The 12497-nt window shown below is 64.4% G+C and carries 10 protein-coding genes; 4 read left to right on the forward strand and 6 right to left on the reverse strand.

Annotation, left to right across the window (positions count from 1 at the left end; translation table 11 throughout):
- Position 1 precedes the first annotated feature (1 nt).
- Together ade and ABH15_RS08550 are read left to right on the forward strand one after the other, a co-directional pair.
- Positions 2 to 1657: an adenine deaminase gene (gene ade, locus ABH15_RS08545; RefSeq protein ID WP_128693927.1), complete on the forward strand. Its 1656-nt coding sequence runs from the start codon at positions 2 to 4 to the stop codon at positions 1655 to 1657.
- A 145-nt stretch (positions 1658 to 1802) separates the two neighbouring features.
- Positions 1803 to 2996, forward strand: a complete 1194-nt coding sequence (locus ABH15_RS08550) for an RNA-guided endonuclease InsQ/TnpB family protein (RefSeq protein WP_128693928.1) — start codon at positions 1803 to 1805, stop codon at positions 2994 to 2996.
- Here the strand turns inward: ABH15_RS08550 and ABH15_RS08555 are convergent.
- The 6 genes from ABH15_RS08555 to ABH15_RS08575 all read right to left on the reverse strand — a co-directional run bounded on the left by ABH15_RS08555 (position 2993) and on the right by ABH15_RS08575 (position 7152).
- Positions 2993 to 3871, reverse strand: coding sequence for an EamA family transporter (locus ABH15_RS08555; RefSeq protein ID WP_128693929.1), 879 nt, complete (start codon positions 3869 to 3871; stop codon positions 2993 to 2995). The two genes, ABH15_RS08550 and ABH15_RS08555, sit on opposite strands and share 4 nt — an antisense overlap.
- A gap of 54 nt (positions 3872 to 3925) precedes the next feature.
- On the reverse strand, positions 3926 to 4684 hold the full coding sequence (locus ABH15_RS08560; protein ID WP_128693930.1) for a heparan-alpha-glucosaminide N-acetyltransferase: 759 nt from the start codon (positions 4682 to 4684) through the stop codon (positions 3926 to 3928).
- A 7-nt stretch (positions 4685 to 4691) separates the two neighbouring features.
- Positions 4692 to 4850 carry a hypothetical protein gene (locus ABH15_RS13630; RefSeq protein ID WP_164913684.1) on the reverse strand — a complete coding sequence of 53 codons (159 nt, stop codon included), beginning with the start codon at positions 4848 to 4850 and terminating at the stop codon, positions 4692 to 4694.
- Positions 4851 to 4943: 93 nt separating this feature from the next.
- Positions 4944 to 5624: an HAD family hydrolase gene (locus ABH15_RS08565; RefSeq protein ID WP_241648054.1), complete on the reverse strand. Its 681-nt coding sequence runs from the start codon at positions 5622 to 5624 to the stop codon at positions 4944 to 4946.
- A gap of 17 nt (positions 5625 to 5641) precedes the next feature.
- Entirely contained in the window at positions 5642 to 6652 is a 1011-nt protein-coding gene (locus ABH15_RS08570; RefSeq protein ID WP_128693932.1) for a hypothetical protein, read from the reverse strand.
- The gene (locus ABH15_RS08575; RefSeq protein ID WP_128693933.1) at positions 6649 to 7152 is read right to left on the reverse strand and encodes a hypothetical protein; all 504 of its coding nucleotides are present in this window, start codon (positions 7150 to 7152) and stop codon (positions 6649 to 6651) included. The genes ABH15_RS08570 and ABH15_RS08575 overlap by 4 nt, the downstream gene beginning before the upstream one ends.
- A gap of 334 nt (positions 7153 to 7486) precedes the next feature.
- Between ABH15_RS08575 and ABH15_RS08580 the strand changes: the two genes are divergently transcribed.
- Together ABH15_RS08580 and ABH15_RS08585 are read left to right on the forward strand one after the other, a co-directional pair.
- Positions 7487 to 8098, forward strand: coding sequence for a helix-turn-helix domain-containing protein (locus ABH15_RS08580; RefSeq protein ID WP_128693934.1), 612 nt, complete (start codon positions 7487 to 7489; stop codon positions 8096 to 8098).
- Between the two features lie 260 nt (positions 8099 to 8358).
- Positions 8359 to 12447 carry a HEAT repeat domain-containing protein gene (locus ABH15_RS08585; RefSeq protein ID WP_164913685.1) on the forward strand — a complete coding sequence of 1363 codons (4089 nt, stop codon included), beginning with the start codon at positions 8359 to 8361 and terminating at the stop codon, positions 12445 to 12447.
- Positions 12448 to 12497: the final 50 nt, after the last annotated feature.

The raw sequence follows: 12497 nt of genomic DNA on the forward strand, positions 1-12497 counted from the left end.
GATGCACCGTGACGGGTTGCTTGCGGCCAGGGGGCTTTTCCCCGCGGATACGGTCTTTACGAACTGCGAGATCTACAATCCCTTTACGTGCGGCTTTGAGTCCACCTCGCTTGCAGTAAAAGACGGGCTCGTCGTAGGGCTCGGCGACTACGCCGGACGCGAGGAGATCGACCTTCACGGTTCACTCGTCGTCCCCGGACTGATCGACGCCCACGTGCACATCGAGAGTTCGCTCTTAACGCCGGCAGAGTTCGCCCGCCTCGTCCGCCGCCACGGGACGACGACGGTTGTCGCCGACCCCCACGAGATCGCAAACGTCTGCGGGGCGGCGGGGATCGAGTATATCCTCCGGGAGAGCGCCGAAACGCCCCTCGACGTCCTGGTGATGCTCCCGTCCTGCGTCCCCGCAACGCCGCTCGATATGGGCGGGGCGAGCCTCTCGGCAGACGATCTCCGCGAGTTCTGCGGGCGTGACCGCGTCATCGGGCTTGGGGAGATGATGAACGTCCCCGGCGTCCTTGCGGCCGATCCCGGGATCGAGCAAAAACTCGATCTCTTCGGGATCGTCGACGGGCATGCCCCGCTGCTCACCGGCAAGGATCTGAACGCCTACGTCTTCGCCGGGATCACGAGCGATCACGAATGCACGCTCCTTGCAGAAGCTCAGGAGAAGCTCCGCCGGGGCATGTACATCATGCTCCGCGAAGGCTCGACGGAACGAAACCTGCAAGAGCTCCTGCCGCTCGTCACCGGCTGTACCGCATCGCGCTGCTGTTTTGCGACCGACGACCGGCATGCCGATATGCTGCTCGCCGAGGGGCATATCGACGACTGCATCAGGAAGGCCGTTACGCAGGGGTGCGAGCCCGAGCTCGCGCTCCGCATGGCGACGCTCTCCGCCGCGGAACGGTTCGGGCTCCACGACCGTGGGGCTCTTGCTCCCGGCAGGCTTGCAGACTTCTGCGTCGTCGACGATCTCGCATCGTTCCGGGTGAGCCGGACGTTCAAGCGGGGGGTCGAGGTCGTCGACCCGGGTTACCGGGCTCCCGCCGCCATTCGGCGCCCGCTCGTCGCAGTCCCCCCCGACGCCGATGCGCTCCGCCTCCCCGGTAGCGGTACTGCACGCGTCATCGGTCTCGTCGAGGGCCAGATCATCACCGAGGATCTCCGCCTCGAGGTGGACGGCGATCGGATCCCCGATACCGACCGCGACATCTTAAAAGCCGTCGTCACCGACCGCTACCGCGGCACGGGGTCGGGCATCGGGCTCGTCCACGGCTTTTCCCTCACCGAGGGGGCGCTCGCGAGCAGCGTTGCGCACGATTCGCACAACATCGTCGCGGTCGGTGTCGACGACGCCGATATCGCGAGAGCGGTCGCGGAGGTGATCCGGCTCGGCGGTGGGATGGCCGTCGCAAGCGGCGAGTCGGTCACGTCGCTGCCGCTCGACTGTGCAGGGCTGATCTCGACCCTCCCGTATACCGGGGTGGCGGAACGGCTCAAAGAGATCGAAGAGCACGCACGGAGCCTGAACGCAATTCAGAATCCGTTCATGTACCTCTCGTTCCTCGCGCTGACCGTGATCCCGCACCTGCGGGTGACGGAACGGGGCGTCTTCGACGTCGCGGCCTTCGCCGACGTCCCGCTCTTCGTCTGATCGCCCCCTCTTCTTTTCAGGATCACCGTGGCCGAGGATCCGTGCGACTTTAGCCGTGGGAGGAATCGGCCACAGGTCAACGGGTTACAACACTTTCTCGGTGCACGGCTGTGCTTTATGCCGATCGCAGCGAGTAGGAATCTGTATGCAATCGGTGACGAAGTTGCGGCTATACGCTTCTCCTGAAGACCGGGAGAAGTTGTTTGCCACCATGGAGCGGTACAACGCTGCTTGCACCTTTGTGTCGCCGGTTGCCTTTTCTGAAAAACAGTTCTCCAACATCGGCTTGCAGAAGCAGATGTACTCCACGGTCAGAGAGCGGTTCGGGCTTTCTGCCCAGATGGCGCAGCTCGCCATCCGCAAAGTCGCCGGGAGTTACCGGAGCACCAGAGAAGCGATCAAGGCGAAGAACAAGATCCTGAAAGCTCTTGGGGAACCCCTGCAGGTACTCTCCGAGATCTCGTTCCGCGAGCACGGAGCCGTCTGCTACGATGCCCGGGTGCTCTCCCTCGGGAAGAACCGGGCGAACATCTGGACGCTGGACGGCAGGATCAAACTCCGGTATTCCAGACCCGACTACTTCCCTCCGGTCGCGGCGGTCAAGCAGACCGATCTCGTCTACAGGGATGGGGCGTTCTGGCTTTACGCGACCGTTGAATCCCCTGATAGCGAGATCCCTGAACCGGCCGAGTATCTCGGGGTCGATCTCGGCGTGGTCACCATCGCCACGACCAGCGACGGGATAGCCTACTCCGGTGCAGCCACCGAGAAGGTGCGGAAGCGGTATGGAAACCTTCGTGCCGCCCTGCAGCAGAAGGGCACGAAGGATGCCAAGGAGAAACTGCGGAAGATCTCCGGCAGAGAACGCCGGTTTAAGACGGACGTGAACCACGTCATCAGCAAGCAGATCGTTCGTGCGGCAGAAGGCACGAAGCGAGGAGTTGCCCTGGAAGACCTGACGGGCATTCTCCAGCGGACAACGGTTACGAAGCAATACCGCGAACGACATCATAAGTGGGCGTTTCACCAACTGAGAACCTTCATCGCATACAAGGCCAGAAAGGCCGGGGTCTTGGTGAAGGTGATCGACGGGGCGTATACCAGCCAGCAGTGCAGTGTCTGCGGGTATACTGACTCGGGCAACCGGCCGGATCAGGCCACGTTCGTGTGTCTGCAGTGCAGACACGCCGGGAACGCCGATCTCAATGCCGCGAAGAACATCGCGGCAAGGGCTCTCGTCAACGAGCCTATTGCGGTCTGCTCCCTTCCGGGGGAGAGGTTGAATCGCAAGCCTGTAAAGAGCATGAAACCAATTAAGGCACCATGCCCGCGATTTTAGTCGGGGGTAGTTGACAACAGGGCGATTATCGCCGCTCCGGTAGCCATCAGGACGGCTCCGCTTATCCGGGCGGCGGGGTCTCCCTCGCCGAGGAGGCGTCCTGCGTAGATCACCGTAATAAGAATGCTCAGCCGTTTCATCGCGATCACGTACGGTACGATCTGGACGGCGAGGGCGAGGTTGACGGCGACGGCGCTTGCGGCGAGGACGGAGCCCGTCAGGAGGGATGCGCCGAGCGGCAGGGGAGCGGCTCTGCCCGTGCGGGCATTTCGGATCCGGGTCATGCCCGCAAACAGAACTCCCATCGCAAGGAGGATGCAGCCCGTACCGAGGACGGGGTCGGAGTTCTGCAGTGCGAGTTTGTCGGCGTTCGCACCGATGCTGAAGAGAAACGCGACGCCGAGCATCGCCACGATACCGGGATCGCTCCGGATCTTCCGGAACGGATCGAGGATGCCGGTTCCCTCTCCGGAGAGGTTCAGCACGTAGACGCCGAATGCGATGCAGGCTATCCCGGCGAGTCCGGCGGCGGTCGGGCCTTCCCGGAGCATGAGCGACGAGGTGACGACGAGGAAGAGCGGGGTGAAGGCGAGCATCGGCACCGCAAGGGAGATATCCGTCGTCCGGAACGCCCGGAGATAGAGTGCCGCCGCGACGGTGTTGACGCCGGCGGAGAGGGCGACGGCCGGGAGAAAACCCTCCCCGACCGGCGGTATTCCCCGCACCGCCGCTATCGCCAGGAGCAGCAGTCCCGCTGTCAGAAATGTCCCCGCCGCGAGACCGCCGGCATCGGTATCCCCGACGTACCGCTTCACGAGCAGGTAGTACGCCGCATCGAGCAGGGCGGCGGCGCCGGCAAAGATGATCCAGAGCATCGCCGCCGCCCTGAGCGGGGATCCATATTATACTTCTTCACCGGCAGGGGTGCTTCATAGCTGGAGCCCGATTGCGCCCGGGGCGATCAGAAAGATGGCGAGGAGGATTATCGGCTGGTGGAGGAAGTAGATGACGAGCGAGTGGCGGCCGAGGTATGCGAGCGGGCGGGCGCCGTACGGCTCCGCCGACCATCCGCGGAATCCCCGGACGCCGCCCGGGTAGAACTTCCGCCCGAAATAGAGGCCGAAGAGGACGAGGCCGAACCAGGGGAGGAGCGGAACGTAATCGAGGCTGGTGAATGACGCAGGGTGGATGCCGAGCCAGAGGAGCGGCCAGGGACCGGTTATGCTGTTCGTGACGTATCCCGCGAGAAGGGTGGCGACGCCGAGGATGAGGTTCGCCGTTTCGAAGCGTAGGAAGAAGGGGGCGAGCATGACGGCGATGCCGATGAAGTGGAGGATCCCAAAGACGATGTACCCCGACGGGAGGAAGAGCCAGGTTATCGCGGTGATGACGAGGCCGTAGCCGAAGATAGTCGCCCCCCGCCTGAGGTATTTCCGGGTGAGCGCAGGTTCGTCGAGCCGCCTGCTCGCCCGGGCGTGGCTGATGGTGAGGGAGACGCCGACGAGGAAGATGAATGTCGACGCCGTGAGGTAGGCGACCATCCGCCAGAACCCGCTCGAGACGTTCACCGGTGCGACGCCGAAGTAGTTTACGTCGAAGACCGCGTGAAAGAGAATCATCGCGATGACGGCGATGCCGCGTGCTGCGTCTATCTCCCAGTAGCGTCCGGAGCCTGCTGTCCCGGCCATGGTCACGTCAGAACGCGACCCGCCGGATAGCGGCACCGCAGCGGGGGCACGATTGGAGCTCGTCGATCTCCCGCATCTGCTCTTCAGTAGGCTGGTTGTAGATCCGGGAAAACCCGCAGGACTCGCTGCACTCGAGAACGATAAAGAGGCTGCATATTCTGCCCATGTTCCGACACTTCCTCGCCGCGAACGCTTTTTCGAGCGTTCCGGCTGACCTATTCCGGTAGGTGCCCGGGGGTCATAAAGCATAGTCGTGCGTTCACGGGCGCAGCACGTCCCGGTGCGTCTGCCCGCCGGTACGATCCGGGCCGAGACCGAGGTGGTCGAGGAGCGCCGAAAAGCCGGTGAGCACAAAGTCCGCCTCGGGCTCGGTCTTCTCCCCTGAGCGCCAGTCGCCGTAACGTGCAAAGGCGGTCAGCATCCCGAGCTCCCTCCCCGGGGCGATGTCGCGGTTCGGACTGTCCCCGACCATCATCGCCTGGTGCGGCTCCGCCCCGCACCGGGCGAGGGCGCACCGGAACGAGTCGGGTGCCGGTTTTCGCTTCCCCGAGATATCGGGGGTGACGACGATCTCGAAGTGATCGAGCAGCCCCGTCCGGGTGAGCCGCCGCGTCGCCTGGCCGGACTCCGCGTCCGTGACGACGGCAAGCGTGAGATCGGCATCCCGCAGGCGGCAGAGCGTCGTCTCCACCCCGGGATACGGCGTGATGCACGCAAGTTTCACCTCTTCGTAGATGCGGCAGCAGGTAGCGAACGTCTCCGGACAGACCAGATCGAGGGTAGCGAGGTAGTCGCGGATATTCCCGTGGTCTTCAAACCCGTGGACTCCCCGAAGGAAGTAGCCGAAGAGTTCGTCTTCGTTCCCCGCCCCGACCTGCTCGACGATACACCGGCAGGCCTCGCGCTTTGCCGACACGAAGTCGAAGAGCGTGTTGTCCATATCGAATAAAACGGTGGTTATCTCTCGATCCCGAGCGCGGCAAGCCTTCTGCATACTGATAATTCCCTCCGAAAATCCTGGTAGAGTGCGTCGTCCGAGAAGCGGAGCTTCACCTCGTCGAGCGCGTTTCCTTTTCCCCCGTACTCCCCGAAGACGATGACGCCGCTCAAGTCGATGAACCCGAAGGAAGCGGCGAGCGTGAAGAGGAACTCGAGAAACGCTCCTGCGGTGCAGGCTGCCGCCCTGACCCGGTACGGCCGCTCGAAGAAGAAGTACTCGATCCCCTCCGCATCGCAGATATCCGCCATATAGATATCCGCCGTCAGCAGAACGGGAAGAGCGTACCGCTCCTCCTCGAACTGCCGCATCGCCTGGGCGATGTTCCGATCGTTCTCGCTGTTCCGGTGCGAATGCTGTCCGGGCGAGGCTATCTCGGTCGCCCGGTCGCGAATGCTCCGGTACTCCCTGAGCGCCAGGTACGCGGCTTTCCGGGACTTCTTCGTCCGTTTGTTCTCGAGTTCGGCGACGAGGGATGCGTGCTTTGGTGCGTACCCGGTGAGCTCGGCTATCCGCTCGGCACTGTACTTATGATTGATCGCGAACGTGATCTCGTCCCTGACCGTATCGACGATGAGGTACTCGCCAGGAGCGATGGCGGGAGTGACGGACGCGAAACGCTGGTAGAAGAGATTGGTGTCGAGCCCGAAGAAGACGTCCTTCTTCAGCCGACGGTAGGCGGCGAGCGTCCCGTCGAAGGTCTCCTGGTTGTCGTACCTGATGATACCGCTCGCAAGCGCGGACTCGAGGAGATCCGAGTAGGAGGGCAGCTCCTTCGCGGCGGAGCCGAACCGCTCCTGCGAAGCCCTGATGGCATCGCTGTCGGCATGGAGCGTGAGTTCGTAGCCGGTGCCGCTCGTCCGTGCCGTCAGGAGGTCGTGGTCGTAGAGGGGGTAGGAGATCCCGACCTCCCCGCCCATCAGGTTGAGGAGTATCTGCAGCTCGCCGGCGACGACGGTGATATCGTTCATGGAGAGTCCCCCCGGCGGGCGTCTTGTGTAAAGTCCCGGATCTCCTGGAGGCGGAGCGGGATCATCATGTACGGTTTTGCAATATCCTCGACGCTCTTCATCGCCAGATAGTAGATGTGCCGGATCTCCGTTCCGCCCGCGGCGACGGCCGCGAGTGCCCCTGCAATCGTGGCTTTTCTCCCCGAGGTGATATCAAGCGCTATGGAGAACCCTTCGCCGGCAAGCCGCTCGACAAGAGAGCCGACCGTCCGCCCGGCGCCGACGAAGTCCGCCTCCTCCACGAGCTCGAGGAAGATCTCAGGAGCCGATCCGAAGGCCTCGGAGATGATCGAGATCGCTTCTTTTGCCGTCCCGGCGTTCTTCGCATACGGCCGTTCCACAATGATATAGACCCGTTCCGGGCGAAGGCCCCGCTCCCGGAGGACGGCGTAGTAGGTATTGACAAGAGCCCACGTCGATCGTCCGAGGGGGGTTATATACGCATCCTGTGGCATCGGCATCTCCCGGAGATTCTGGTTTTCCGCCTTCAAAACTCTCTCGCCTACCTATATAGTTTTTTTCCGGCGGGATCGCCGTCCTTCGCGGGGCTGTTTTCCGGCATGAAAACCGACTCTGCGGTTTCTTTCGATCCGCTTACGGCGGGGGTTTTCTGTCGCCGCTCTTCCGGTAGATCTGGGTATCCTGTTTCTGATTCTGAATCAATGGCTATAGCGTGGCTTATCTGTGAAACAGAGTTTTTAAAAAAAGAATAAAATTTGGTAAGTGTTTTATGAATGGTCTCCCCAATGGGGTACTTGAGCGCTACGGTGCAGAGATCCGCGAAGGGAACGAACGATGACAAGAGATGCAGAACCAGGAACGTCTGAAGAGATCTGGGGTCTCGTCGACCCCGACCGAACGAAAAAGATGCGCCGGGATGCGATCGAGGACGGCGAGCTGATCGAGATAACCCGGATGGGCAAAGACATCGGTATACGTTACCCCCTTGCTGTATCGGCACGGGCGGCAGAGCGTCTGGTGCCGTTTCCGAACATCCCCCAGGATACGGTCACCGAGAACCTCTGGGATACTCTCCACGCATTCAGGGAAAAAGCGCTCAGTACCGCCGCGCCCGAACTGCTCTTCTCGGTGAGCCTCTACCAGAACGGCCTCGTCCCGACGCTGACGTTCAAAGCGACGGTCTCGGCGGGGGACGAGGGCGAACCGGTCATCACGATCATGACCCCCGAGGAGAACTGGGAAGAGATCGGCGGGAGCGTGCCGCCTTCAGCTATCCCTGCCGGACACCCGCTCCTGACCGTCGAGGAGGTTGCGCGCATGCTGAAGTTCTCCCCCCGGCGTATCCGGACGTTTATCAGGGACGAGAGGATCCCCGCCGTCAAGTGCGGAGGGTCGTGGCGTGTCAGGCGGTCGGATATCGAACGCATCATCACCGACGGGTTCTGAGAGGCGATCCGCTCCCGGGGGAAACATTCTGTCTTCGAATCGATCTTCTATTTTTAGTTTGCGATCTCGGATTCGCCGTATGAGGAAACGTATATACTTTTTATACGTGTTAATGTAGATATTAGTGCATGCGAACGTGTGGCATGCCCTTTTGCCGGATATGCCCCGGTACATCGGCTACCGGCTTTTCCGACGGGGTGACGGGCAAATCTGTCCGCTCCGTGAGAGGGTACCTGCCATACTGCGCCGGGTGTGTGGGCATGCTCGCGCTCGTCGCTCTGCTCTGCACCCTTGCACCCCCTGCCGGATCGCCGCTCTTCTTCGATACCGTTCAGGTTCCCTCCGATATCCCGCTCGGGGCAGTTGCCGGACTCTTCGGCGGGAAGAGCCGTAGTCTGTTCCAGAGGCTGCGGCGCACCGGAGAGCCGGAGTCTGTGGAGACGCAGGCCGATCCTGCAGACGATGCAGCGCATCCGCTCCGCACTCTCGGGGAGCAGACCGGCCTCGAACTCCCCGCCCGGCCGCCCGCCGCTTCAGGTGACGATGAACCGGGCGATTCAAGTGCGCTCCTCGAACGGATCGACGCCATCCCGACGATCGTGGAACGGTATTCGGCGTTCGCCTCGCTCGACGACGATGCGTTCCGAAGCCGCATGAGCGACTCGGACCTCTCTTTTCTGGAAGACGACGTTCTCATCGGGAGTGTCCCGGAGCTGCACTACGCCGAAGAAGAGGAGGTCGCCAGTGGCGATACCGTACCCCTTCCGGCTTTGGACGATCCGACCTGCACGCTGATGGAGGACGCTCTCTCCGGGCTCGACGAGCTCGACCTGCCGGAGAGCGAGCAGGAGCTATCGGACCTCACGATCGATGAGCCGCTTGAAGAGTCCGAACCGGACGGCGGCGAGCCGGTACGCCTTTCGCAGGAGGAACTCCTCGTCAACCTCCGGAGCGACGATCCGGACGAGCGGCGGCATGCGGTGCAGGCGCTCGGGGCGACCGGTGCTGCTGCGGTCGAGCCGCTCATCGGTATGCTCGGTGATGCGGGCGATCAGGCGCGGTGGGCCGCGGCGGATGCTCTCCGCCTCATCGGGGCTCCGGCTATTCCGCCCCTGATCCACTCTCTCAAAGATCCCGCCCTGCAGCTCGGCGCCGCGACGGCGCTCGTGAAGATAGGCGAACCCGCGGTGCCGCACCTGATCGACGCGCTCACCGACGGGGACCGGGACATCCTGATCGGAGCCGTGTACGCCCTCGAAGAGATCGGCGATGCGGCGATCCCCTACCTCGTCCCCGCGCTCACGCGCCCCGAGGGGGGGCTTTCCCGGAAGGTTGCCGAACTCCTCGGAGAACTCGGGTGGGAGCCGGAGAACGCCGCCGGGCGGATTGGCTACCTGATCGCCCGGGAAGAGTGGATCGATATCGCCGAACTCGGTGAACCGGCGGTCGAACCGCTTATCGAGCTGCTGGAATCTCCCGACCCGCAGACCCGGCGGAGCGCGGCGCGGACGCTCGGTGCGATGGGGGAGATTGCCGTAGATCGGTTGGTCGCGGTCTTCAGGGACGGCGGTTCCGAGAGACGGAAGATGGCTGCGCTCGCTCTCGCGGATATCGGCACACCCGCGGTCGGGCCGCTCGTCGGGCTGCTCCGGAACGAGGAGACCCGCACCACGGCCGCCATGGCGCTCACCCGGATCGGCGAGCCCGCGGTGCAGCCTCTGCTCTCGGCGCTGCAGGAAGAGTCTGCGGAGTTCCTCGAGAGCACCCTTGCGGGGATCGGCGAGGCTGCGGAGACCGCACTCATCCAGGTGCTGATGACGGGCGGCACGGATGAGGGGCGGGTCGCGGTACCGGTTCTCGAGAGGATGGGCTGGGAGCCGTGGAACGAGCACGAGCGGGCTCACTATCTGCTTGCAAAGGAGCAGTGGGCCGATCTTGCCCTGCTTGGCCAGGCCGCGCTCGCTCCGCTCATCAGGGCGCTCGCGAGCACCGATCCTGCCATCCGGCGTGAGGCGGCGGATATCCTCGGCCAGCTCGGGGATGCGGAAGCCGTTCTCCCCCTGGTTCGTGCCCTCGCCGACGAGCCTATCCGTATCGAGGCGGCGGAGGCGCTCGCCGGGATCGGCACACCCGCCGTCGCCCCCCTCCTGCAGGTGCTCGAGCAGGGCGACGGCGAAGCGAAGCGGCTTGCAGCCGGGATCCTCGGGCGTATCGGTTCTGCAGAGGTGACCGAGCCCCTTGTTCAGGCTCTGTATGCCGGCGACGACCGCCTGAGAAGGGTGGTCATCGATTCCCTTGCGGCGATCGGCGCTCCGGCGGTGGCTCCGCTCATCGAGATGCTCGGCGACGCCGACGATCTGCAGATGAGCGGGATTCTCGCACTCGCCCGGATCGGGGCCGGCAGTATCGACCCGCTCCGGCTGGCTCTCTCTGCTAAAAACCCCCGCATTCGGGCAGGGGCTGCGGAGACGCTGGAGCGGCTCGGATGGTCGCCCGGAGACGACGGTGACCGGGCACGCTACCTGGTCGCACGGGAGCGGTGGGTGGACGCTGCAGCCCTTGGCGAACCTGCGGTAGCGCCGCTCATCGATGCGTTCTGCGATTTGGACGGGGCAGCCCGGGCAGGTGCCGGGGAAGCGCTCGTCCGGATCGGGGGGGATGCGGCTCCGTCGCTCATCGCCCTCCTCGGTGACGATGCATCCGGCGCTGCGGCGGCGGCGCTGCTCGAACGGATCGGCACGCCCGCGATCGATCCGCTCATCCGGCTCCTCGGCGATGAGGAGGCCGGCAGGATGGCGGCGGATATTCTCGTGCGGATGGGCGAGCCGGCCGGCCGGGCACTGGTGCCCCTCCTTGCAGCGCCGGACAGCCCGGCCGAGGCGCGGCGTGCTCTGATCGCTCTTGGAACGGACGGCGTCGGATCGCTCATCGCTGCGCTCCGCGATGAATCCCTCCGACGTGAGGCGGCCGATATTCTGCTCGCGATCGGGAGCGATGCCTACGCTCCGCTCATCCGTGCGCTCTCCGATCCCGATGAGGAGATCCGGCTATCGGTTGCGGCGGTGCTCACCCGTGCGGGAACGGCCGCGGCGGGCGATCTCGTCGACGCCCTTGGGGCCGATACCTTCCGGACGCGCCTCGGTGCGGCGGAGGTGCTCGGGCGGATCGGGTGGCGGCCGGAGAGCGAGGCGGAGCTGATCCGCTACCTGCTCGCGAAGGAGCAGTGGACGGAACTTGCGCGCCTCGGCGCTCCGGCGGTGGCTCCGCTCATCCTCGCTCTCGGCGATCCCGACGGGGATATCCAGATGGGTGCGGCCTCGGCGCTCGGCATGATCGGTGAACCGGCCGTATCGCCTCTCATCCTTGCACTCCGCGACGAAGATGCGGCCGAGAGCGAAAAGGCGATCGAAGCGCTCCGCAAGATCGGGGAGCCGGCGGTACACGCGCTGATCCAGGCGTTCCTGGACGAGGATCGGCAGATCCGTCTCGGTGCTGCGCGGGCGCTCGTCAGGATAGGAGCCCCTGCGGTCGACCCGCTGATCCAGGCGCTGCACATGGGATCGCACTCGATCACGATGGGTGCCGCCGCCGCGCTCGGCAAGATAGGCGATCCGCGAGCCGTCGACTCCCTGGTGCTGGTGCTCCTGCAGGAAGACTGGCATATCGGCAGGCTCGCGGTCCATGCCCTCGGGATGCTCGGCGAGCCTGCGATCGAGCCGCTGAAACGGGTGCTCAAAGACGGGAGCGAGACGGCCTGGGAGGGTGCCGTGGCTGCGATCGTGATGATCGGTGCGCCGGCAGTTCCGCACCTCTGCGCCATGCTGACGGACGGCCACTTCCGGGTCAGGGCCGGGGCTGCGGAGGCGCTTGACCGCCTGCACCGGACGCCGGACGGTCCGTCCGCCCGTGCAGACTACCTGATAGCAAAAGAGCAGTGGGTCGACCTCGTCCACCTTGGGAAAGCCGCCGTTGAACCGCTCATCGGGGTGCTCGGCGACGGCGACGACAGCGTTAGAAGGCGGGCTGCCGGCATCCTCGGTGAGATGCGGGACGGCCGCGCCGCAGAGCCGCTCGTCCGCCTGCTTGCCGACGACTTCCACAGCATCCGCAGGGAGGCTGCCGCCGCGCTCGTCAAGATAGGAGCTCCGTCGGTCGCCCCGCTCGTCCGCGCCCTTGCGAACGGCGATGAGGATGTCAGGCGGCGGGCTGCCGCCGCGCTTGGGGATATCGGGGGCGTGGAAGCGGTGGAGCCTCTCCGTCAGGCGCTTGGCGATGCGAGCTGGCATGTCCAGCAGGCCGCCCGCGATGCGCTCTTCAAGATCCGGCAGCGGCGCGGAACGTCCCGCTGATACTGCCTCCTCTCTTGCCTCTTCGCAGGGTGGAGACCGGGCGGCTCTTT

The organism is Methanoculleus taiwanensis (assembly GCF_004102725.1).
In the GTDB taxonomy this organism is placed as follows: Archaea; Halobacteriota; Methanomicrobia; order Methanomicrobiales; family Methanoculleaceae; genus Methanoculleus_A; species Methanoculleus_A taiwanensis.